The organism is Mycobacterium sp. WMMD1722 (assembly GCF_049315205.1).
Lineage (GTDB): Bacteria > Actinomycetota > Actinomycetes > Mycobacteriales > Mycobacteriaceae > Mycobacterium.
Genome location: NZ_CP186056.1, coordinates 3,732,722 through 3,753,868, shown reverse-complemented (window position 1 = coordinate 3,753,868; position 21,147 = coordinate 3,732,722). Strand labels below are relative to the sequence as shown.

Genomic DNA, 21,147 nt, shown 5'->3' with positions numbered 1-21,147 from the left:
TAAAGGGGCTCGGAATCGTGAGAGACGTGAGCGAGAGCGCGAGCGCCAAGCCGCACGAGCGGTGAGCAGTGCTGGCGGCGGCTTGTTCGGCATGCAGCCGATGGGAGGGCCGTTCGGCGTCGCACCCCCGTGGAAGCAGCCGAGCACGCCCGACGAGGCCATTGACGCGATGAAGCAGTTCATGGAATCGATGCCGCGCCTGATCGTGTGCGGGCGCCTGGGCCTCGACCCGCTCACGGAGACGCAGCGACGCGACATTCTCGCCGGTGTCAATCTTTACAACGCTGTCGAAACTGTTGCCGACTTTCAGAGCCGCTGGGACGTCGCGTTCACCACCACGCAGCGCCCGGACCTCGTCGAGCAGTGAAAGCCGATGCGGCGCAGGGGCTGGCGACCTTCGACGAGTATGCCGCCGACATCGGCGGCTGATGTCCATGATGCGCGGTGGCCGGGCCGTCACGGGCGCTGACGAATTGGGGCTAGCCCGTGGGCCACAGGGTCGTCTCACCGGCCTGGATTGGCCGCGAGCCGGTCATGGCGAAGAACATGACGCAGGGCTCGGTTGTGTTGTTGATCCAGTTGTGGATGGTACCGCGCTGGATCAGCACGTCTCCTTCGTGCAGGCTGACGGTCTCTTCGTCGAGTTCGCAGTCGATCGAACCTGACAGTACGGCGACGAAGTCGATGGATGCGGTGCGGTGTGGCCGGGGTGCCACCCCCGGTTCGTATTGGACGATCCGCAGCAGGCTGCCCCATTCGACTGCGGTCGGAATGTCCTGCGTCGCGGTGTCGGCTGATCCGTTGTTGTCTGCGGGCAGTTCGGCCGTCGTCCACATGACCCGCGAGGTTGAACCATGTCGGTTCTCCTTGCCGGACTCGTCCGCCCCGCCCAGCAGTGGGAGGACCGAGTCGAAGACGACTTTCGATTTGCCTTCGGCGGTGTGTCCGGTCACGACACGGCGTCCAGTGAATGCCATTTAATTCGTCTCCCTGTGAGTGGGCAGGATTGTCGAGCAACTCTGTTTGAAGACCGGTTGAAGAATGGTGGTTTAGTCGTCTTCTTCGGGGATGTCGTACGCGTTCAGCGACATGGAGACCAGGCAGTACTGGCTGACTAGGTAGACGAGGTGCTCAAAGCCGTCTTTGCCGAGTTCGTCGACCGCGTGCCTGAAGACGGGACCGGGCAGGGGTCCGCCGCGTAGCAGCTTCTTCGCCACCCCGACAGCTACTCGAGTCTTTGGGTCGAGATCCGGGGGGCAGTCCCCGGCGCACAGCGCGGCGACGTGACGCTCCGGCACTCCAACCTCGGCTGCTACCGCGGAGTGCGCGTACATGATGTAGGCGGCGTCGAAATGCGAACCCACCGTGAGGATGACCGACTGCACTGTCGTCGGCTCAAGGCCCGGCATGTCACCGATGGCTTCAAGCAGCTGATCGATCGCGAGGCCCGTTCTGGGAGCTTGGATCCAGACAGACCACGGTCCCACCAACGCGCCGTCGGACGTCATCGTCGTGAAACTCGAGTAGTTGCTATTTACCCGCTCCACGAAGGTGTCGTACAACTCCTGCTGAGCCGGTGATACCTCGGACTTCTTGACCAGCGGAACTCGCATGTGACCCACACTCCTCCGAACATCGGCAACGCGCTTGCGAATCGCGGGACACAGGGCACACGCGTTGGGAGACAGCTTGACTGACATCAAATCTCTCGCACTGCGCAACCGCTGTCACATGCTCATTTGTGATCGACTGCATGCACGACATGCATGCATTGCTTCGCGTCGGGCCGCCGATAACGTTCTGGGCGAGAAAAATAAGCCGTCGCCGGTGCCTTCGTCGAGCGTGCACAACCCCATCCCGTTTGGCCACCACCCGTCAACAGGGGACTGGCTCGGTGTAACGGGACCGAGCGTGACAATCAGACGTCCCAGTCGTAATGACATGCTGGGAAGGAGATTTGGCCCACTTAGCCGACGCCCAGCAATAAACTTCGACTCATCGGTCTGGGCAAGACGATCCTGATACATCCGCACAGCCCGCTCACGGGTCTCACGGTCGATCTTCGTCGGCGCAGCCACAACATCGATAGTGCTCCATCCACTAGGAGCCACAACTACACAGACCATCTGACGCCCCGGAGCGACGGCACCGTCGATGGTGAGCCCGACAACGACCACCACGATCGCCAAAGTGACTACGCACCAGCGCAGCACGCGCAGCCGGATCACCGCACCGACCGATGAAAAGGGCTCATCCGATACAGCGAACCCAACATCATTGACGAGACTCCTGCGGCTCGAACGCTCCAACGATTCAGTACGAGCGCACCGGTAGCGGGCGATATACACGACATGCAGTCCGGCACGCCGGCCGGCCGAGCAGTGAGTGAGATAGCAGCCTGGGTGGCGCCGGGGACCAAAACTGAGGTGCTCCCCGAGAGCCACTCGGTCACTCGGTGTACCGGATGAGCAGGTCGGGCTGACCCCGATCCGCGGTCCAGCTTAGGTACTCGCTTTGATCGTGAGTACAGAACATCTGGATCTCGTCGGAGTGGGCCAACCGGAGTTCGCGTAGCTTGGCCAGTGTTGCCACCCTGTTGGTGTAGTCGGTCTGGAACGCGATTTCCAGCGGTAGCCCTGGGGCGTGGGCGAGGAAGTTCATCTTGTGATCGAAGTAGGAGTCGCCTGCGTGTAACGACCATTTGCCATTCTCGCGGTAGGCGACGCCGCAGTGTCCGGCTGTGTGCCCGTGCAGTGGAACGAGTTTCGCGTCCAGCACATCCGGGAGGTCCAGGGATCGGGCCGGCAGGCCGAACCACTTTTCGTCGGTGGGACCGTAGGGCTTGAACTTCGTCTGATGCGACACCTGATAGGGCATGTAGGGGCCCCGCTGCTGGGTGCTGTCGTATGCCGCCAGTTCCTCGGCGGCGACGTGCACCGTGGCGTGCGGGAAGTCGTGCAGCCCTCCTACGTGATCGTTGTCCAGGTGGGTGACCACGATGTCGGTCACCTGAGCGGGTTCGATCCCGCGCGCCTGCAGGCGGTGCAATGCGGTCAACCGCGGGTCGATGAGAATGCCGAGCTTGAATAGTGCGTCCGCACCAAGGAGTTTCTGCGGATCGTCCATCTCTTGCGTACCGAAACCGGTGTCGAGCAGGATGATCCGGTCACCGATGTGGAAGATCACACAGTGGATGGACATTGACGTCGTCGCGGTGTGCGCTAACGGGCCCATCAACCCGAACGTCGTGTGTTCGATTTCTAGCTTGGGTGTCATCTCATTCTCCTTGGAGCGGTCAAGCGTGGTCGGGTTTGGGGATTTGGAAGGCGTTGAGTAGTGCGCAGGTGAGTAGGTAGAGCCCGACGAGGTAGACGAGGTCGACCAATGTTGCTGACCCGAAATGGGTTTCGGCTTCCCGGTACAGGTCGTCGTCGACTTTGTATTCGCGGGTGAGTTGGCTGGCGAACCGGTGCGCCAGGAGTTGGCCGGATGTCAGATCCGGTGGCGTTTCGCCGCGGCACAGACCGTCGATGGCGGCCTCGGGGAGCCCGACGGTGCGTGCGACGGCTGAGTGGGCGTACATCTCGTAGGGTGCTTTCCAGATGGCGCCGACGGTGAGGATGACCACCTCGTGGGTTTGCTTGTCGAGGGTGGTGTGTGTGGAGTCGGCGTGCATCCAGGCCAGGAAGCCCGGCGTGATCCCGGTGCTGTACAGGTACGGGTTGAACGGGCCGATGAGCTTGCCGTCGTCGGTCATTCCTCGGAAACCGTTGCTGTCGGCCCACGTGATGAGGGTCGAGCGCATCGTCTCGTAGAGATCCTTCTGGTCACCGCTGAGGGTGGCGGGGTCGATCAGCGGCAGACGCCCGCCGAGGGTCGAGTCTGTGTTTGTCATCATGCATCCTTCTGACGTATCGGGTGTGGTGGGGCTCAGGCTTTGAAGGTGTCATCGAGCCAGTTGAAGACGACCTCGTCCTTGAAGGCCAAAGCACCTGACTGGCAGTGGTTCTCGGCCCCGTCCTCTTTGTGGAAGGCCACGAAGGTCTTGGGCGCATTAGTCAACGCGTCGTAGACCCTCTCTGGCTGCCCCTTAAAGAACTGGTCGCCATCGGCCTCCATGACCAGCGTGGGGCAGGTGATCTTCTCGGGGATGCCGCCGTCGAGGGTCATTTTCTTGCACTCGACCATGAAGTCGTACGGGGTCTTTTGCCCGAAGCTCCAGGTGCCCTGGTCGAACGTCCACCGCATCTGGGTGTTGGCGTCCATCAGTTTCTGGGCGAGCTTGTTGAAGGTGTCGGCGTCCTCGTCCTCGAGAGCCTTGGCGGCCTCGTCACCCATGATCTTCACGATGCTGTCGTAAAGGCTCCACACGCCGTCGAAGAGGATGGCCGCCTTCAACCGGGGTTCGAAGGCAGCGGCCCTGGCTGCGAGGTACCCGCCCAGGCTCATACCCTTGAGGGCGATCCGCTCGGGGTCGACGTCTGGGCGGGACAGGACGTAATCGACCGCCGGGGTGACAACCTTCTCCCAGTCGTACCGGAAGTACAGCTTCTGCTCGCGCACCGGTAGACCCTGACCCGGTCCGTCCCAGGTGAGGCAGTTGTAACCCCTGGCGACTGCGCCTGCGGCCGCGAAGTAGTACAGCTCCTCGACGCTGGAGTCGTAGCCACCGTGGAAGATCAGGGTGGGTCGCGGCTCGTTCGACTCGTCGGACTTGTAGAAGTAGCCGGGCAACGTCGTTCCCTCGTAGGGAATTTCGACCTTCTCCCAGGTGGGGCCCGTCAATTCGGCGGCCTGGCTGTACAGATCGGCCGAGGTCTTAGCCTCTTCCAGGATGCGCGGATCCTCGGGGTTGCCGTGCAGGTAGAACTCGCCGACCCGGTAGTAGGTCGACGCGCGCAGCAGTGCTCCGCGGGCGCTGACCAGGTGCCCCTGTTCCAGGTACTCCTTCGCGCGGGCGGCCACGCGCTTGCCGCGGGCGAGCCAGGCATCGTGCCAGCTGTCGAGGTCACCTTCGGTGATGTCCTCCACGGTGGCGTACAGCTCGCCGATGTCGGAACCGCCGTAGTAGGCGTATCCGAGGTTCCGGACGAACTCGAAAGCGAATGAATCATCTTTGAAGTAGACCTTCATGGCTTTGTCTCCTTGAGAGCGATTGTCGAGTGTGATCAGTAAGGAGTCGTGCGAGCGGCGAATCAGTCGACTGCACTGCACTGTACAGTCGCGTGCGAGCCGTCGACAAGAGTTACTCGTCGCCCTGTGAAGCTTTTCCCGTTCTCCTCCGTCACCTCTTCCGGCTAGCCCCCACCTGCATGCCCAGATGCGCAACCGACTGGCCGGCGAATCCCAGGGCAAGTGCTCACCTCCGAGGAATCGGGCCACCGACGTTGGCGCAGAAGTCTTGGAAGCGATGTGCATTCGTGCTGACGCCACACGCAGCGACATGGGCTTATGCTTGGCGAATGAGGCTGTGCGACAACCGTACCCAAGACGGCATTGGTGGACGACGCGGAGCCGATCACGGGGTGCCCGTCGCCCATTGAGGGCGAGCCACCAACAGCGTCACCGCGATGATGAACGCCAGCGTGGCCGAGATCAGCAACGTCGCGGCTTCGATTGCCATATAGCTGACGGTGCCCAGGACGGCCCCGCAGACGAAGAAGAACCACTGGCCGAAATCGGCCACGACATCCAGCGGGCCGCCGGATAACTTCGTCGCGATGGCTCGCCCGAGCCGAACCAGCGTTCCGGTGAGCATCGTGCCGACCGGACTGCCCCCTGCCTCGTGGAGGACCGCGTTCTGGATACCCATCGCCACGACGGTGCACGGGAAGGCGATGACGGTCGCGGTGGTCGTCTGGCCGGCCGGCACGGCGACGGCAGCCGTTCCCGCGACCGCTAGCAGGGCGCTCTCACCGAGCATGAGGTAGGCGCTGCTGAGTCGGTGTACGCGATACGGCACGAAGTGACCGATCGCGACCCCGCATACGAAGAGCAGTTGTGCGCCAAGGAACGTCGCGGCCGTTGACGGATTCCACTGTCCGATCTCAATACCGGTTTGGGTGACGTCCCCGCTCATGAAGGACACGTACAGCCCGGCGAAGAACAGGAACCCGACGGCGTCGGTGAGTCCCGCGATACCCATGAGGATCCAGCTGAACCACACTCGGCTGCCGGCCTGCCACTGCGTAGTCGACGATTCGGACACGGCCGCGCCCTCTCAATCCGAAGATGGGTATGCCTGGCGAGCGGACGTGGGGCGCGGGCCCAACGATCGACCGCCGGACCGGTGGTGTCTACTCGAAGGCGTCGTCGTGTAGTTCGGCGCTCAGTACGCCCGTCCGGCTGTAGTCCACGGCGACGTCGATCAGGGTGATGCCGTCGCGGTCGAGTGCGTCGCGCAAGGCAGTCCGGAACTCCGCGAGGGTCGACACCCGTACGCCGCTGGCCCCAAAGGCCGCTGCGTAGGAGGCGATGTCGTAGTCGCCCAGTTCGACACCGTTGGCACGGCCGTATTTGAGGATCGCCTCGAACTTCACCATGTCGTAGGAGTTGTCGCGCATGATGACGTGGGTGAACTTCAATCCCAGCCGCCGGGCTGTCTCCAGCTCCTGAGCGCTGAACAGGAAGCCGCCGTCGCCAGAGATCGAGACGATCTGCGTTCCCGGTCGCAGCATCGAAGCGGCCATGGCCCAGGGCAGCGCCACCCCCAGAGTCTGTTGACCGTCCGAGAACAGGAGGTGGCCGGGCTCGTAGGTTCTGAAGTGCCGAGCGAGATAGATGTAGTGCGTGCCGATGTCGCTGGCCAAAGTGGCGTCGTCGTCGAGTGCCTCCCGCAGGGCCAACACCACGGCGACCGGATCCACTGCCGTGGCGGGTGTCTCGTCGACATCGGGCACGTGGTCGAGACGCTGCAGAGCGGTGCGCTGTTCGTCGACGATCGCCGCTGCCGAGGGAGGCAGGCGCAGGCCGGTCAGCGACGCCGACATTGCGGCCACGGTGGCCGCGATGTCGCCGCGTAGTTCCTCGACCGGCTGGTAGTGGTTGTCCCAGTCGGGCAACGTGGAGTCGACGTGGACGATGTTGCGATGCTGGGGTTCGGTGTTGCGGAGCCGAGGGATGTTCCAGAGCCGAGGGTCGTATTCGACCGGGTCGTAACCTATGGCGATCACCAGGTCGGCATGGCTGACGACGACGTCGCCGGGCTGGTTACGGAAGAGGCCGACACGACCGAGGTAGTGCGACTCCAGTGCGCGGGAGACGGTCCCGGCGGCTTGGAACGTTTCGACGACGGGCAGCTCGGTGACGTCGAGCAGGCCGCGGATCGCGTCGGAGGCGGCCGTGTCGGCGGCCCGCATGCCGGCCAGTATGACGGGGAACTTGGCTTGTCTGATCCGCTCGACTGCTGAGGCGATGGCATCGGCCGGCGCGGGCCCGAGCCGGCCGGGAGCGGCGACGCGAGACATCGGTGTGCGCGTCTCGGCTCGGGCGACGTCTTGGGGCAGGATGACCGCGGTGGCGCCCTGCGGGATGCTCACCGCGACCCTGAGGGCGTTGGCGACCGCTTCACCGACGTTGTCCGGGTCGTCGACCTCGGCAACGTATTTGGTGAACGGCCGCAGTGCCTGTGCCGCATCCATCGACTGATGGGTTCGCTTGAGTCGGTCGGCACGGTCGACTGCTCCGCAGATCGCGATCAGCGGGTATTGCTCGGTGTTGGCGGTGAGCAGGCCGGTGGGCAAGTTGCTGGTGCCGGGGCCCGAGGTCACCAGCACTGCGCCGGGTGTGCCGGTCAGTCGCCCTACCGCCGCGGCCATGAATGCCGCGTTCTGCTCGTGCCGGCAGACCACCAGTTGCGGGCCGCCGTCGAGCAGGCAGTCGTACACGGCGTCGATCTTGGCTCCGGGAACACCGAACACGTAGCGCACCCCGAAGGCGTCGAGCGCGTCCACGACGCGCTGCGCGGACCGAACGGAGGGTGGGGTCATGACATCGTCCTTTCGACAACGGGGCAGTGGTCCTGCCGGCTGATCCGCAGTTCACGATCTCGGGTGGGCACCGGCTTCCGTCCACGCGAGAATCTGCCGGACGTGCGACGCCCACAGACGGGCGTCGGTAAGTGAGAGATGCCCGTCTGATTCCGGGCTGGCCGGGACGATCGCGGCACGTCCCCGTGCGACGCGCGCGATGGCATGCTGCAAAACGCCCAGTCGATTGGGATTGACCTCGTCGTCTTCGAAGTTGACCGCCAGCAGCGGCGCGGTGATGTCACCCAAACCGCCGCTGGGGTCGTAGTCGAAGGACGCCGCGAATTCCCAGATGACGTCGTTCGCGTCCTGGTGCCCCACGGCGTTGTCGCTTTCCTGCCTGATGCGCGCATCGGCGGTGGCGATCGAGTCGACCGCGCTCTCCAGCGCCCCGACGCCGTGGCTCATCAGCGCGACGACGTTGACGGCGAGGCCCACCGAGCGCGGCTGGCTGTCGTAGTCGCCATCCTGGTAGGCGGGATCGGTGCGGATGGCCTCGATGAGCAGGCGCCGATACAGTAGATTGCGTCCCCTGACCGGCTGAGGCAACGCCGCAATCGGCATCAACGCGCTCATCGCATCGGGATACATCTGGCCCCACATCCAGGTCTGCATGCCGCCCATCGACGTGCCCGCGACCAGTCGCAGCTTGCGGATGCCCAAGTGCTCGGTGACGAGTTGATGCTGCGCGGCGACGATGTCGACGTAGCCGTACTGCGGGAACCGGCTACCCAGACCGTCACTGGGCTTGCTGGAACCTCCGTGCCCGAGCGCATCGGGAACGATGACGTAATAAGTGTCGAGGTCGAGCGGCTGCCCAGGGCCGAACAGATGCTCAGCGGTAGCCGGCATCAGGAACTGCGCGCCGCTGCCGGTCGTCCCGTGCAGCAGCAGAACCCCGTTGGTGATCGCGCCGTCGGCGCCGTGTCGGGGGGTTCCGAGGGTGCGATAGTTCTGTGTGATCGCTGCCAGTGTCTGGCCACAGCTGAACCGGAAGTCGGTGAGCGTGACGTGAGCTTCGGTTGCCTGCATGGTTCAGCTGTGTGGTACCTGGGCGTAATGTTCCTTGAGAAGATCTATTCCGAAGTCGCGCAGTGGGTTTCGCAGTACCGAGTGAACGTGGTTGCCCTTGCGTTGGGTGTTGTCGTACTCGTAGAGGAACTCGGCGCCGGCTTGTAGGCGGAAGTAGGCGGGGGTGCCGTCGAGGGGTCCGCCCCAGGCGATGTGCATGTCCGCCAAGGGATCGGTTCCCTTCGACGACAGGTCGACGCGAACGCCCGACGATGCGGCGGCGACCAGGTTGTGCAGCAGTTGCTGCTGATCGGCGGCCAGGTCGGAGGCGGCCAGCCCTTTGGGCTTGACGGTGTAGGCCATCAAGCGGTGGTCGTCGCTAGTGAAGCCCGACTGTTCCTCGCCCTCGGTGTAGATGCCGTCCGCGAGCTTGAGCAGTTCGGGTTTTTCGAGTCTTCCGCGGAACAGATCTCTGGTGATCATCATCTCATCTCCGTCGGAGAGCCGGTCGCGGTTTCCGGTCACGATGTCTCCCACGGCGCGGTCGAGGAGTTGCATCTGTGAGCGCTGCACCCCGTCGAGCGACGCGGCGAATTGGAAGGCGAGGGCTTCGATGCCGCCGAGTGGTGAGTAGCGTCCGCCGCCGGGAAGTGGCGACGAGGCTGGGTCGGCGCCCAGGAAGAACGGCGTGGTCGCGGCGACCTCGCCATCGATCACCAGGACGTTGATGGAGAGGTGATGACCACCGAAACGCCAACTCCACGTGCCGCTTTCGCGAGGGTCACCGAAGATCCGCACGTAGTAGCGGCCGGTGTCGCGCCCGCGGGGGAAATCCCACTGAATGCTGAAGTCCTCGTACAAGTCGAGGATGTTCTCCAGTCCCATGATCGCTGCGGCGGCGACGTAGCCTTCTCGGCTCAGCCCGCTGGCGAGCAGGATCATCGCCAGCTGCCGCTGATGTGGATCCTGCTGTTCGAGGGTAAGGCCTCCGTGATCGGTCGGTACGTAGAAGAACAGTCGCCGCTCGCGATCGGCGTCCTGCTGGGACGGCGCCGGAAGCAGGGCCAACGCAATCTGGCTGTCCGACAGAGTGTTTAGCCACGCACGGGCACGCTCAGCCATCTGACCGGCGATCGCGGTGGCCGGCTTCGGGTCACCGCTCGACGACGCCGTGGGCAGCGGTTTCGAACTGTTGCCAGTGGCCATGTCGGTGCTCCTTTGATGCACGTAGCCGATGCTGCTGGGAACCTGGGGTACTTCACGTTGGGTGCACTGCACTGTACAGTCGTACCTGTCGGCAGACAAGAGACAGCTCTCGTCATCCGGCGTAATCCGTTTCCGCCTACCCGTATTGGATGACCATGACTGATGCTCGCCCGCACGGACTCGAGCCCTCCAGCGACGCACGCAATGTCGCCACGCCGACGGTTTCCGAAGCCGGCTTCCCTCCGCCGCCGCCCATCCCGATCAAGCCCGGCATCGGCTCACCCTGGCTGGGTCTGCCCGCCGCGGACTACACCCCCGATGCCGGCCTGGACCCCGACCACCCCCACGTGTTTCACCTGCAGACCGCACCGGGCAACTTCATGCCCGGTGGAAGCCTGCAGGGCGCACACGCCCAGAATTTCCCCATCCTGCGCGGCCAGAAGGCCGCGGTCTACCTGATCCACCTCGCACCGGGGGGAGTGCGTGAGCCGCACTGGCACCCCAGCGCGTGGGAGGTCAACTTCGTCATCTCCGGCACCACCCGCTGGAGCTTCGTCGGGCCCGACTCAACTCAGGACAGTTTCACCGTCAGCGCCGGTGATCTAGTGTTCGCACCCCAGGGCCACTTCCACTACTTCGAGAACGCCAGCGACACCGAGGACCTCTACGTCCTGGTCGTGTTCAACGCCGAGACCACCGAGCCCGAGGACGACGTGCCGCTCGCGCAGTCGATCTCCTCGGTACCCGCCGACGTCCTGGGTGCGGTCTTCGGCGTGGACCCCTCGATCTTCGAACAGCTCCCGGTGGTCAAGCACCGCAAACCCGTGGTGCAGAAACCCGGATACGGCAACGGCACCTAACCAACCCAGCCCAGGAGAACCCAGGCGGCGGTCACCCGCGCCGACCCCTGGGCGCGCCGGGGCCGGCTGGCGGGTCGACGACCAGGCGAATCGACCTTCCGACGGTCGAAAGGCGTCTGTCACTCTGGTCTCGGTAGCCGTGCAATTGTTCGCGAAGCGGACGACCCAGAGCGTCATGGGTCCGGCTCGTGTCCCGCGACAAGCTGGCCACCACCGGTCACCGGAGTATCGATCGGCCCTCGTCAAGTCGCCGATCGTTCGATGAGAGCGAGTCAGCGCCGTCGTGGAGAAGATCGGCGGTAGCGGGAAAGGAACAGTTCCAACGCCTCCCGCACCACGTAGTCGCACCGTTCCTCGTCCAGGACGATCGTCGACGTGGCAGAGACGAGTCGACCGAGTAACACCTCACCGAGAATGACGTCGATGAACTGCGCGGTCGCCAGATCGGGATCTTCGATGCGAAAGTGACGGTCGGAGCTGAGCCGGCGTATGTACTCGTTCACCGCGCCGCGAGCGGGCCCCCTACCGTTGTGGAAGAAGCTCTCGCCAAGCTCGGGGAATCGCGCACTCTCCCAGATCACCAACCGCATGAACGCCACCGACTCCGGCGGCGCCCAGAAGTTCGCGATCGTGCGGCCGATCGAGTACAGCACCTCTTCGGGTGGCCTTACCGCGGCGGTGGCTGAGATGATGGCGTCCAGCGGCATGCCGTCCCACATGTGGGCAATCGTGGCGTCGAAAAGCGCTTTCTTTGACCCGAATTGGTTGTACACCGTTCGCCGTGCCACTCCAGATTGCAGTGCGATCTGGTCCATGCTGGACTCCTCGTAGCCGTGCGCGAGGAAAACCTCCGCAGCGGTGCGCAAGATGGCCTCGCGGGTCGATCCCGCATCGACCGGAGAAGTTGACGCGCCGCGGCCGGCTTGAGTCATGTAATCACGGTACTTCGTGCGTGCGCCATAATCGGTGAAGGCTGGCGGCCCACCGGGCGGTCTGCTCGGCGGGAGACGGCCCCTGCCGCCCCTGGGCATCAGCTCACGATGCCAGCATCGCCTTGGCCAGAGCCTGCCCGCCGATGCCCCATCCACCGTCGACTACCTCGTTCACGATGGCCATGACGTTGGGCCCAGCCTGGTCGCCGTAGATACCGACGAAGAGGTCGGCTGCGCCGTCCACCAGTCGCTTGTTCATGTCGTCGGACGAAGTGCCGACGGAAACTTCGAGATTGGAGAGCGGCACGGCGTCACGTCCCTTCTCGCTCGCGGCAGCCCCGACTAGAGGGTGCCTCTCTAGCCTGCCTCCTGACGCCCCCGGTGTCACATGTTCCTTTGCGATGCGCACTATGCGTCGAGCGCATCTTCGGCTTCAGCGAAGGCGGGGTGGCCGTCATCGGCGCGTTAGCGTGGAAGCCTCGGAATGGTGACGCTGGCCCCTGGCGGGGCCACTCTTTCGCAGGTGTGTGTACACCGGGCCGTGTGCGATGCGCGTTGCTGCAGTTCGTGTCGGGGAATCGTGTGTGCATCGCAGATGTCAACACAGGCAACCCCATCGGCGTGGTGGTGGGCTTTGGACTGGACGACCTCGAAAGTGTCGCGGGCCCGCGTTGATCCACCGATTCCACGAATTCGAAACGCGGTCCTTGCGCTGTAATGCATATGCACTGTACGGTATAGTGCAGAACCCGTCACCCCGCGCAAATTTTCAGGCCGGTCTATCGCCGCCGAGGGCAGCGGATGGTTCATCGCCAGACACCTCATGGAGGGACGTTCGATGGGGATCAATCGTCGGAAGGTCTTGGGGGGAGCGGGCCTGGCAGGGGCCGCCGCCGCCACCGGCGCAGGCGTTGATCGCCTCCTCACCAACGGCACTCCCGATTTTCCCGCCGACCGCGTGGAGCCGCCGGCCGAGGATGCCACACGCTTCGGCGATCCACGTATACCCGCCGAGACGATCACCTCGGAATCCCATCTGTTCCGTCTCGGTGCTCAACCCCCCACGACTCTCGACGGCGGATCGTTCCAGCAGGCGGACGAGGACAACTTCCCGATCCTCAAAGGCCAAGAAGCCAGCATCCTGATGCTCACCTTGCAGCCCGGCGGAATTCGCGAGCCGCACTGGCACCCCAGCGCCTGGGAGATCAACCTGGTCACCAGTGGCGTCGCGACATGGGTCGTCATCGACGGGAACGGCAACCAGGAGGCCTTCGATCAGCACGTAGGAGACGTCGTGTTCGCCCCCCAAGGCTCTTTCCACTACTTCGAGAACGGGGGCCCGGCCGAGTTGAGCATTGTGATCATCCAGAACACCAGTGCCGCCGAGGGCAAGGACAACATTGGCATCGGTCAGTCGCTGAGCAGCCTTCCGCCGCGGGTGTTGTCCGCCGTCTTCGGAGTCCCCGCGGAGACGTTCACCCCCTTCAAGAAGATCGACCGCGCGATCGTCATTCTGAAGTCGTCGCCCTAGCCGACACCCGTCTGCCAAGAACCTCACCTCTCCAAGACCATGCCTCGCAGCAGCGAAATCGACGCATCTGCTGCGCCGCTCGGGCCGGAAGCGACCCGCGGTGCGATACTGCGTGCTGCTGGTGAGGTGTTCCTCGCCCGTGGTTACGAGCGGTCGAGTATGGCTCAGATCGCATTGCAGTCCGGGGTGGCTCGGCGGACGCTCTACAACCACTTTCCCGGCAAAAGGGCGCTTTTCGACGAAGCCATCGCCCGGCTGTGGGGGCAGATGTCCCTCAATCCCGTCATCGCGGCTACCTCCGGACCGCGATCTCCGAATGAGGTGCTGTATGCGATCGGGCTGGCAATCGTCAACTTCTGGAGTCGACCGGAAGCGATAGCCATTGTACGACTTGCAATCTGGGAGAGTCCGCGCCTCTACGAGATGGGCGTGAGCTTCCTCAACGGTGCCACTGAACCGGCCAGGGGAGCGGTCAAGCATTACGTACGCCGTCTGAGTCGTCTCCACGATTTCAGAATTGCCGATCCCGACTTCGCGGCCAACCAGTTCATCGATATCCTTCTGGGCGAGGTGGTCCTGGGGCGAATCGCGTCTTCTCGCGGCGAGACGATTGACCAGGACCGGCGCGGCTATGTGGTTCGTGAAGCGGTTGCGCTCTTCTTAGCGCGCTACCAGGTATCGACAACTCACCCGTGATCGAGTCACCGAAGTTCGGCGGCGCCGGGGGTAGGGCGGATGCCCAGTCGTTGACCCCACTGTTCACTCGAGCATCTCGTTGTTCCTCTGACCGGTCAGGCCCGGCCGGGTTTCGGGATCTGGAAGGCGTTGAGCAGTGCACAGGTGAGTAGGTAGAGCCCGACGAGGTAGACGAGATCGACCAACGTCGCTGACCCGAAGTGCATTTCGACTTCCCGGTACAGGTCGTCGTCGACCTCGTGTTCGCGGGTGAGTTGGCTGGCGAACCGATGCGCCAAGAGCTGTCCGGCTGTCAACTCCGGTGGGGTTTCACCCCGGCACAGACCTTCGATGGCGGCTTCGGGGAGCCCGACCGTGCGTGCGACGGCTGAATGGGCGTATGTCTCGTAGGGGGACTTCCAGATCGCGCCGACGGTGAGGATGACCACCTCATGGGTCTGCTTGTCGAGGGTGGTGTGCGCCAAATCCGCCTGCATCCAGGCCAGGAAACCCGGCGTGATCCCCGTGCTGTACAGACACGGATTGAACGGACCGATGAGCTTGCCGTCGTCGGTCATCGCTCGGACATCGTAGCTGTCAGCCCATGCGATAAGGGTCAAGCGCATCGTCGCGTAGAGATCCTTCTGGTCTCCGGTCAACGTGGCCGGGTCGATCAGCGGGAGCCGGCCGCCGAGCGTCGAGTCTGCACCGGTCGTCACGCGTCGTGAGTGTCGGGTGGGCATCGGGTCCGCTGCCGCTAGGCCTTGAGCGTGTCGTCGAGCCAGTCGAAGACCACCGCGTCCTTGTAAGCCAAAGCACCGGACTGGCAATGGTTTTCAGCCCCATCTTCTTCGTGGAATGCTACGAATGTCTTGGGCGCCGTGAGCGTGTCGTAGACGTGTTCGGGCTGCCCCTTGAAGAACAGATCGCCGTCGGCCTTCATCACCATGGTGGGACTGGTGATTTGTTCGGCGACCTCGCGGTTGAGAGAGAACTCTCGGCTGAAAACGGTGAGGTCGTAAAAGGACTTCTGGCCACAGCTGAACATGCCCTGCGTAAAGGTCCACCGCACTTGAGTATTCGCTTCCATTGCCTTGCCGACGAGTTCGTTGTAAGTCGACGCGTCCTCGTCGTCGAGTGCCTCCTTGGCCTCCGGTGACAGGATTCCCACGATGCAGTCGTAGAAGCTCCAGACCCCGTCGAACAGGACGACCGCCTTGAATCTGGGCTCGAAGGCGGCTGCGCGGGCGGCGAGGTACCCGCCGAGGCTCATCCCTTTGAGCGCCAGGCGATCCCCGTCGACGTCGGGGCGCGACAGCGCGTAGTCGACCGCTGGGGTGACGACATTCTCCCAGTCGTACCGGAACACCAGTTTCTGCTGGCGAAGCGGCATACCCTGACCGGGTCCGTCGAAGGTCAGACAGTTGTACCCCCGACGCACCGCCGCCGCGCCGGCGTAGTAGTAGAGCTCTTCGAGGCTGGAGTCGTAGCCGCCGTGGAAGATCAGGGTAGGTCGGGGCTCGTTCGACTCATCGGACTTGTAGAAGTATCCGGGCAACGTCGTTCCCTCGTAGGGGATTTCGACCGGCTCCCAGGTGGGGCCCATCAACTGGGCCGCCCTGGCGTAGGCGTCTTGAGAGGCCTTGGACTCGGCCATAATGCGCGGGTCCTCGGGATTGCCGTGCAGATAGAACTCGGCCATCCGGAAGTAGGTCGAGGCCCGCAGCAGGGCCTCCCGAGCACTGACCAGGTGGCCAGTGGACAGATAGTCGTTGGCTCGCCCAAGCACGCGCTCGCCGCGGTCGTGCCAGCCCTGATACCAACTGTCGAAATCACCTTCGACGATGTTGTCCGCAGTGGCGAACAGTTCGCCGATATCGGAGCCGCCGTAGTACACAAAACCCAGATTTCGGACCAGTTCGAAAGCGAACGAATCGTCTTTGAAACCAACCTTCATGGCTCTACTCCTTGAGACCAGATGTCGACGCGTGAGGTGAACACGTCTGCGCTCAACTCCGGCACGGCATCATCTACGCCCGTCGCCGAATCCCCCTGTGGGCTTCACGTTGGGTGCACTGCACTGTACAGTCGTACCTGTCGGCAGACAAGAGACAGCTCTCGTCATCCGGCGTAATCCGTTTCCGCCTACCCGTATTGGATGACCATGACTGATGCTCGCCCGCACGGACTCGAGCCCTCCAGCGACGCACGCAATGTCGCCACGCCGACGGTTTCCGAAGCCGGCTTCCCTCCGCCGCCGCCCATCCCGATCAAGCCCGGCATCGGCTCACCCTGGCTGGGTCTGCCCGCCGCGGACTACACCCCCGATGCCGGCCTGGACCCCGACCACCCCCACGTGTTTCACCTGCAGACCGCACCGGGCAACTTCATGCCCGGTGGAAGCCTGCAGGGCGCACACGCCCAGAATTTCCCCATCCTGCGCGGCCAGAAGGCCGCGGTCTACCTGATCCACCTCGCACCGGGGGGAGTGCGTGAGCCGCACTGGCACCCCAGCGCGTGGGAGGTCAACTTCGTCATCTCCGGCACCACCCGCTGGAGCTTCGTCGGGCCCGACTCAACTCAGGACAGTTTCACCGTCAGCGCCGGTGATCTAGTGTTCGCACCCCAGGGCCACTTCCACTACTTCGAGAACGCCAGCGACACCGAGGACCTCTACGTCCTGGTCGTGTTCAACGCCGAGACCACCGAGCCCGAGGACGACGTGCCGCTCGCGCAGTCGATCTCCTCGGTACCCGCCGACGTCCTGGGTGCGGTCTTCGGCGTGGACCCCTCGATCTTCGAACAGCTCCCGGTGGTCAAGCACCGCAAACCCGTGGTGCAGAAACCCGGATACGGCAACGGCACCTAACCAACCCAGCCGCGTCGGTCCCGCCGAGTTGGTCGGTCGTCGGGTGCCCGGATCGAGGTGCTGATGTCGATCCCCACCACGTCGTGTTGTTGGCGCGGAACGGATTTCCGTCCGCCTCCCAAGCGGCGGCGCCAACCCCGCGTAGCCAACGGAGACCGCACGTTCGAACAGTCTGCAGTGCACCGTGTTCGGGGTCCCAGCTCGTGACCATGACGCAATCGAGAGAGAGTCGGCGTGAACCACCTTGCATTGATCTGCCGTCGCGCGGTGCGGGCCGCCGCCGGCTGCGTGATCGCCGCTACCCTCACCGCACCCGGTGGCCTCGTCGCGATCGCGGTGGCCGAGTCCTGCCCCGACGTCGACGTCATCTTCGCCCGCGGCACCTTCGAACCCCCCGGCGTCGGTGTTACCGGCCAGGCGTTCATCGACGCGCTGCAGGCGCGTCTGGCTCCCAGGACCGTCGAGGCCAGCCCGGTAGACTATCCCGCTTCGCTTGACTTCACCAATGGCGCCGGTGCAGGTGTCGTCGACGCCAGCGCCAAGGTGACCGACGAAGCTTCGCGCTGTCCGAAGACCAAGATCGTTCTCGGCGGGTACTCCCAAGGTGCGGCGGTGAGCGGCTACGTCACCTCCGACACCATCCCGGCCACCTTCCCGCTACCCGAAGGGATCACCGGCCCACTACCAGCTCAGCTCGCCGGGCACGTCGCCGCTGTCGCGTTGTTCGGCAAGCCCTCCCCGGCGTTCCTCGACTTCCTGGTCCGCGGTGCCCCGCCGATAGACATCGGCCACCTCTACGCTGCCAAGACGATCGAATTGTGTGCCCCCGGGGACCCGGTGTGCTCACCAACCGGCGATCAAAGACAAGCCCACGGTTCCTATCCCACCAACGGGATGGTCGATCAAGCCGTCGACTTCGCCGTCCGTGCGATCCAGCGGCCCGTCTGACCTGAATGATCGACGAACGACGCGCCGCCTGCCACGAGGAGCCAGCTCATCTTTCACGCAGGACCCGGGTTTCCCCATCCCCGCCCTCCGCGGCCTCCTCCCGTTCACAGGGGGGACCGGCCGCCATGGCCACCGGTTCCGCAGTAGCCAGAACCACCACTGGTAGAGGCGGCACAGTCGAGCGGGTCGGTGGGCAACGCACCCCGCGGGCTGCCCAAGCCGCTGCCAGCTGCCGCCTGCGGCAGGACCACGGGATTACGGCGTGGCAGCTGTGCGCAGCGTGCGCTGGGATGCCCCAGGAGATGTTCTTCCCACCCGATGGCGAACGTGGACGCATGCTGTGGCGGCGCTACGAGACCGCGAAGAAGATCTGTCTGTCCTGCCCGGTCATCGAGGCGTGCCGCGCCCACGCTCTGGATACTGCCGAGCAATACGGCGTGTGGGGCGCGACCACCCCCTTGGAACGGCGACGCCTGATTCAGGCCCGCCTGCGCGCAAGCGCGTCGATGACTGCCCCCCTGTCTGACGACATCGACCCCGCCGGGATTGCTCGGCATTGACCGCGGCCCGGCGAATCGACCTCACCACGTCGGTGGGATGCGACCACGTCGCTGGCTCACCGGCGGAGGCACACGGCTCGCGCGTCGAAATCACGCACGTCACCGGTCCGGCAGCCGGCGGGTATCAGGGGGTGCGGTGCGCTTCACGATCGCCCCGGCTTGCATCACCAAATCCACTGACCGACCGTCCGGATCACCCAGCACGCTGAGATCCCGAAGCGGATCGCCATCGACGACGATGAGGTCGGCGACGTAACCGGGGGCCACCCGACCGATGCGATCGTCCATCCGCAGGATCGCGGCGTTGACCGTGGTCGCCGACCGCAGGATGTCACCGGCCGGGAAGACCTGGGACCGCAGCTCGAATTCAGTAGCCTGTCGATCCTGTTGTGGGCCAAGCAGATCGGTCCCGAAGCCGATCTGAAGGCCGTGTCGGCGCATCGTTTCCAGGCCCCGCAACACGCCTTCGGCGAGAGCTTGGGCCTTCTGCTGGCTGGCGGCGGGCAGGCCCTGGCGGGGTCCGTCTTCCAGGAGCGCCCAGACGGTGGCCATGGTCGGAACGACGTAGGCCCCTGCTTCGGCGACGGCGTGCGCCGCCTCGTCGTTCATGAAGGAGCCATGCTCGATGGAGCGGACACCCAGTCGAGCGCACCGTTCGATTGCGGATGCCGGATGGCAATGGGCCATCACGTAGGCTCCGCGCCGCTCGGCTTCCTCGACTGCGGTTGTGATCTCGGCATCGCTGAACTGCATGCGATCGAGTGGATCGGTGGGGCTGGCAACACCGCCGGAGGCCATGAGCTTCACCTGCTTCGCGCCCGTGCGCAGCTCCTCACGTACTGCGCGAATCATCTCATCGGTCCCGTCGACGATCGTCGCGAAGCGAGCTGCACCGCCGGAGAGACGCCCACATCCACACGGCGGGTCGAACCGTTCGGCAGTTCGCACATCGAAATGCCCTCCGGTCTGAGAGATGAACCGTCCGGTGTGCAGCAGACGTGGGCCCCGCACCAGTCCGGCTTCGAGTGCAAGGGTGTAGCCGACTTCCGTTCCTCCGGCATCACGCACGGTGGTGAAACCGCGGTCCAACATGCGTCCTAGGGTTTTGAAGGCGAATGCCGCGAGATAGGGGTTGCGGCGTTGTGTTGCCAAGGCGAGGTCGAGATCCGCCAGCCAACAGTGGACGTGGGCGTCGATTAGGCCGGGCATCAGCGTTCGTCCGGCTACATCGACGACCTCACATCCCGGCGGCCCGATCACCGGTTCAGGGCTCACCTGCTCGATTCGCCCGTCAACCACGAGCACGTTCATCGTCGGCTGCCGCTCGTCGGAACCGTCGAACACGGCCGCTTTGGTGAACAGCAACGGGGAGGTGGTCATGGCGACCCCATCGTCAACGGGAGTGAGCGCTCGGGGGCCGGGTCCGAACTGGGATGGTCGGCTGTGCTGATGTTGGGCATCAGAGGGGACTCAAAGCGGCCCAGTGCCCGGTGCGATAACCGTCGCCGTCGTCGTGCACCGTGGTGGCGCCGCGGCCGGGGTAATGCGCCGGTATGACCAGCGCCCCTCGACTGGACGCCTGGGCCAGTACTCGGCGGCGGCTGGCCGTCGCAGTCGCGGAATCCAAGTCAAAGGAACAGGGATCATCCGGGCGGTACACCTGCAGCGGCGTGTGGGTGAGGTCTCCTACGAAGACCGCGTCGTGATTCAGCCAGAGCACCGCAGATCCCGGCGTATGTCCGGGGGTGAGGAGAAGACTCAGCGACGGGCTCAGTCGATAGTCACCCGACCAGGTCACCAGCTGATCGCTGTCGGCGATCGGCGTGATGCTGTCTTCGACGACCAGCCGCATCCCCTCGAACCGGGCAGACTCATCGGGGGTCCGCGGAGCCCGTCGGGCAGAGGCATTGTCGGGGTGAAAGTAGCGATAGTCCTCGGCGCTGATAAGGTAACGGGCATTGGGAAACATCGGGCGCCAAGCCTGCCCGTCACGATAGGTGTTCCACCCCACGTGGTCGAGATGGATGTGGGTGTTGATGACGACGTCTACTCGTCGCCGGTCGACGCCGACTGCCTCCAGCGCCGAGTCGAATTCGGTGGCGAGCTGATGGAATACAGGGCTCTGCGGACGGATGCGGTCGTTGCCGACTCCGGTGTCGACGACGACGGTCAAGCCGTCGACCCAGATGACCCAGGTTTGTACCGCCAATCGGCATCGCCGCGTCACCGGATCCCAGAACGTCGGCGCCAATTCTCCCTGGTGATCGCGCCACGCGTCCTCAGGGGTCTCTGGAAATAGGTCCTCCGCGGCGGCGATCGGTCCTACCCACTCAACGACGCGCGCGACCTGAGCCTTACCGATCTGGCATCGATTGTCCGGCATCACTACTCCGCTCGTCGTGACGGTCCATCGAAACCACGTCGTGTCCCGGCAGGACATCTCGATGCAGCAACCCTGCGCGTCGGGTGAACAGACAACCGCACCACCGTGAGGTGCCGACACTCACCGGTGCGGCATGGCCGCGCCA

General features: G+C 64.3%; 22 protein-coding genes. 7 read left to right on the top strand and 15 right to left on the bottom strand.

The annotated features are described in order from the left end of the window. The first annotated feature begins 61 nt into the window (after positions 1 to 61). Entirely contained in the window at positions 62 to 367 is a 306-nt protein-coding gene (locus ACN27E_RS17920; RefSeq protein ID WP_422743476.1) for a hypothetical protein, read from the top strand. A gap of 112 nt (positions 368 to 479) precedes the next feature. Here ACN27E_RS17920 and ACN27E_RS17915 read toward each other — a convergent pair whose 3' ends face one another. From ACN27E_RS17915 to ACN27E_RS17875, 9 genes are all read right to left on the bottom strand, one after another. Then, positions 480 to 977: a cupin domain-containing protein gene (locus ACN27E_RS17915; protein ID WP_422743474.1), complete on the bottom strand. Its 498-nt coding sequence runs from the start codon at positions 975 to 977 to the stop codon at positions 480 to 482. Between the two features lie 72 nt (positions 978 to 1,049). Then, complete coding sequence (locus tag ACN27E_RS17910) at positions 1,050 to 1,613, bottom strand: carboxymuconolactone decarboxylase family protein (protein ID WP_422743473.1); 564 nt, start codon at positions 1,611 to 1,613, stop codon at positions 1,050 to 1,052. 835 nt (positions 1,614 to 2,448) lie between these two features. After that, positions 2,449 to 3,276, bottom strand: a complete 828-nt coding sequence (locus ACN27E_RS17905) for an MBL fold metallo-hydrolase (RefSeq protein WP_422743471.1) — start codon at positions 3,274 to 3,276, stop codon at positions 2,449 to 2,451. A 19-nt stretch (positions 3,277 to 3,295) separates the two neighbouring features. Then, positions 3,296 to 3,895 (bottom strand): carboxymuconolactone decarboxylase family protein, encoded by a 600-nt coding sequence (locus tag ACN27E_RS17900; RefSeq protein WP_422743470.1) that lies wholly within the window; start codon positions 3,893 to 3,895, stop codon positions 3,296 to 3,298. A gap of 35 nt (positions 3,896 to 3,930) precedes the next feature. After that, entirely contained in the window at positions 3,931 to 5,133 is a 1,203-nt protein-coding gene (locus tag ACN27E_RS17895) for an alpha/beta hydrolase family protein (RefSeq protein ID WP_422743469.1), read from the bottom strand. Positions 5,134 to 5,518: 385 nt separating this feature from the next. Next, positions 5,519 to 6,208 (bottom strand): YoaK family protein, encoded by a 690-nt coding sequence (locus ACN27E_RS17890; RefSeq protein WP_422743467.1) that lies wholly within the window; start codon positions 6,206 to 6,208, stop codon positions 5,519 to 5,521. An 88-nt stretch (positions 6,209 to 6,296) separates the two neighbouring features. Then, positions 6,297 to 7,988 (bottom strand): acetolactate synthase AlsS, encoded by a 1,692-nt coding sequence (alsS, locus tag ACN27E_RS17885; protein ID WP_422743465.1) that lies wholly within the window; start codon positions 7,986 to 7,988, stop codon positions 6,297 to 6,299. A gap of 51 nt (positions 7,989 to 8,039) precedes the next feature. Then, the gene (locus ACN27E_RS17880; protein WP_422743463.1) at positions 8,040 to 9,059 is read right to left on the bottom strand and encodes an alpha/beta fold hydrolase; all 1,020 of its coding nucleotides are present in this window, start codon (positions 9,057 to 9,059) and stop codon (positions 8,040 to 8,042) included. Positions 9,060 to 9,062: 3 nt separating this feature from the next. Beyond that, positions 9,063 to 10,244: a DUF3500 domain-containing protein gene (locus tag ACN27E_RS17875; RefSeq protein WP_422743461.1), complete on the bottom strand. Its 1,182-nt coding sequence runs from the start codon at positions 10,242 to 10,244 to the stop codon at positions 9,063 to 9,065. 149 nt (positions 10,245 to 10,393) lie between these two features. Here ACN27E_RS17875 and ACN27E_RS17870 point away from each other — a divergent pair, with 149 nt between their 5' ends. Beyond that, on the top strand, positions 10,394 to 11,104 hold the full coding sequence (locus ACN27E_RS17870; protein WP_422743449.1) for a cupin domain-containing protein: 711 nt from the start codon (positions 10,394 to 10,396) through the stop codon (positions 11,102 to 11,104). Between the two features lie 272 nt (positions 11,105 to 11,376). Here the strand turns inward: ACN27E_RS17870 and ACN27E_RS17865 are convergent, their stop codons facing one another. Together ACN27E_RS17865 and ACN27E_RS17860 are read right to left on the bottom strand one after the other, a co-directional pair. Further along, on the bottom strand, positions 11,377 to 12,135 hold the full coding sequence (locus ACN27E_RS17865) for a TetR/AcrR family transcriptional regulator (protein WP_422743460.1): 759 nt from the start codon (positions 12,133 to 12,135) through the stop codon (positions 11,377 to 11,379). A 4-nt stretch (positions 12,136 to 12,139) separates the two neighbouring features. Further along, positions 12,140 to 12,343, bottom strand: coding sequence for a tautomerase family protein (locus tag ACN27E_RS17860; protein WP_422743458.1), 204 nt, complete (start codon positions 12,341 to 12,343; stop codon positions 12,140 to 12,142). A 531-nt stretch (positions 12,344 to 12,874) separates the two neighbouring features. Here ACN27E_RS17860 and ACN27E_RS17855 point away from each other — a divergent pair. Both ACN27E_RS17855 and ACN27E_RS17850 read left to right on the top strand, forming a co-directional pair. Then, the gene (locus ACN27E_RS17855) at positions 12,875 to 13,567 is read left to right on the top strand and encodes a cupin domain-containing protein (protein WP_422743456.1); all 693 of its coding nucleotides are present in this window, start codon (positions 12,875 to 12,877) and stop codon (positions 13,565 to 13,567) included. Between the two features lie 39 nt (positions 13,568 to 13,606). After that, entirely contained in the window at positions 13,607 to 14,263 is a 657-nt protein-coding gene (locus ACN27E_RS17850) for a TetR/AcrR family transcriptional regulator (RefSeq protein ID WP_422743454.1), read from the top strand. A 95-nt stretch (positions 14,264 to 14,358) separates the two neighbouring features. Here the strand turns inward: ACN27E_RS17850 and ACN27E_RS17845 are convergent, their stop codons facing one another. After that, positions 14,359 to 14,961: a carboxymuconolactone decarboxylase family protein gene (locus tag ACN27E_RS17845; RefSeq protein WP_422743452.1), complete on the bottom strand. Its 603-nt coding sequence runs from the start codon at positions 14,959 to 14,961 to the stop codon at positions 14,359 to 14,361. A 38-nt stretch (positions 14,962 to 14,999) separates the two neighbouring features. After that, positions 15,000 to 16,199, bottom strand: coding sequence for an alpha/beta hydrolase family protein (locus ACN27E_RS17840; RefSeq protein WP_422743451.1), 1,200 nt, complete (start codon positions 16,197 to 16,199; stop codon positions 15,000 to 15,002). A 201-nt stretch (positions 16,200 to 16,400) separates the two neighbouring features. Here ACN27E_RS17840 and ACN27E_RS17835 point away from each other — a divergent pair, with 201 nt between their 5' ends. The 3 genes from ACN27E_RS17835 (at position 16,401) to ACN27E_RS17825 (ending at position 18,619) form a co-directional block, all read left to right on the top strand. Next, positions 16,401 to 17,111 carry a cupin domain-containing protein gene (locus ACN27E_RS17835; RefSeq protein ID WP_422743449.1) on the top strand — a complete coding sequence of 237 codons (711 nt, stop codon included), beginning with the start codon at positions 16,401 to 16,403 and terminating at the stop codon, positions 17,109 to 17,111. A gap of 291 nt (positions 17,112 to 17,402) precedes the next feature. After that, positions 17,403 to 18,059, top strand: coding sequence for a cutinase family protein (locus tag ACN27E_RS17830; protein WP_422749961.1), 657 nt, complete (start codon positions 17,403 to 17,405; stop codon positions 18,057 to 18,059). A 5-nt stretch (positions 18,060 to 18,064) separates the two neighbouring features. Then, positions 18,065 to 18,619: a WhiB family transcriptional regulator gene (locus ACN27E_RS17825; protein ID WP_422743448.1), complete on the top strand. Its 555-nt coding sequence runs from the start codon at positions 18,065 to 18,067 to the stop codon at positions 18,617 to 18,619. A 99-nt stretch (positions 18,620 to 18,718) separates the two neighbouring features. Here the strand turns inward: ACN27E_RS17825 and ACN27E_RS17820 are convergent, their stop codons facing one another. Both ACN27E_RS17820 and ACN27E_RS17815 read right to left on the bottom strand, forming a co-directional pair. Further along, a complete protein-coding gene (locus tag ACN27E_RS17820; protein ID WP_422743446.1) occupies positions 18,719 to 19,999 on the bottom strand; it encodes an amidohydrolase family protein in 1,281 nt (426 codons plus the stop codon). Positions 20,000 to 20,078: 79 nt separating this feature from the next. Further along, entirely contained in the window at positions 20,079 to 21,002 is a 924-nt protein-coding gene (locus tag ACN27E_RS17815) for an MBL fold metallo-hydrolase (RefSeq protein WP_422749959.1), read from the bottom strand. Positions 21,003 to 21,147 lie beyond the last annotated feature (145 nt).

Coding starts and splice junctions, on each gene's coding strand:
- ACN27E_RS17875 (WP_422743461.1), bottom strand. CDS start 10,244: ATGGCCACTGGCAACAGTTCGAAACCGCTGCCCACGGCGTCGTCGAGC.
- ACN27E_RS17870 (WP_422743449.1), top strand. CDS start 10,394: ATGACCATGACTGATGCTCGCCCGCACGGACTCGAGCCCTCCAGCGAC.
- alsS (WP_422743465.1), bottom strand. CDS start 7,988: ATGACCCCACCCTCCGTTCGGTCCGCGCAGCGCGTCGTGGACGCGCTC.
- ACN27E_RS17900 (WP_422743470.1), bottom strand. CDS start 3,895: ATGACAAACACAGACTCGACCCTCGGCGGGCGTCTGCCGCTGATCGAC.
- ACN27E_RS17880 (WP_422743463.1), bottom strand. CDS start 9,059: ATGCAGGCAACCGAAGCTCACGTCACGCTCACCGACTTCCGGTTCAGC.
- ACN27E_RS17835 (WP_422743449.1), top strand. CDS start 16,401: ATGACCATGACTGATGCTCGCCCGCACGGACTCGAGCCCTCCAGCGAC.
- ACN27E_RS17905 (WP_422743471.1), bottom strand. CDS start 3,276: ATGACACCCAAGCTAGAAATCGAACACACGACGTTCGGGTTGATGGGC.
- ACN27E_RS17850 (WP_422743454.1), top strand. CDS start 13,607: ATGCCTCGCAGCAGCGAAATCGACGCATCTGCTGCGCCGCTCGGGCCG.
- ACN27E_RS17820 (WP_422743446.1), bottom strand. CDS start 19,999: ATGACCACCTCCCCGTTGCTGTTCACCAAAGCGGCCGTGTTCGACGGT.
- ACN27E_RS17815 (WP_422749959.1), bottom strand. CDS start 21,002: ATGCCGGACAATCGATGCCAGATCGGTAAGGCTCAGGTCGCGCGCGTC.
- ACN27E_RS17895 (WP_422743469.1), bottom strand. CDS start 5,133: ATGAAGGTCTACTTCAAAGATGATTCATTCGCTTTCGAGTTCGTCCGG.
- ACN27E_RS17910 (WP_422743473.1), bottom strand. CDS start 1,613: ATGCGAGTTCCGCTGGTCAAGAAGTCCGAGGTATCACCGGCTCAGCAG.
- ACN27E_RS17840 (WP_422743451.1), bottom strand. CDS start 16,199: ATGAAGGTTGGTTTCAAAGACGATTCGTTCGCTTTCGAACTGGTCCGA.
- ACN27E_RS17865 (WP_422743460.1), bottom strand. CDS start 12,135: ATGCCCAGGGGCGGCAGGGGCCGTCTCCCGCCGAGCAGACCGCCCGGT.
- ACN27E_RS17855 (WP_422743456.1), top strand. CDS start 12,875: ATGGGGATCAATCGTCGGAAGGTCTTGGGGGGAGCGGGCCTGGCAGGG.
- ACN27E_RS17825 (WP_422743448.1), top strand. CDS start 18,065: ATGATCGACGAACGACGCGCCGCCTGCCACGAGGAGCCAGCTCATCTT.
- ACN27E_RS17915 (WP_422743474.1), bottom strand. CDS start 977: ATGGCATTCACTGGACGCCGTGTCGTGACCGGACACACCGCCGAAGGC.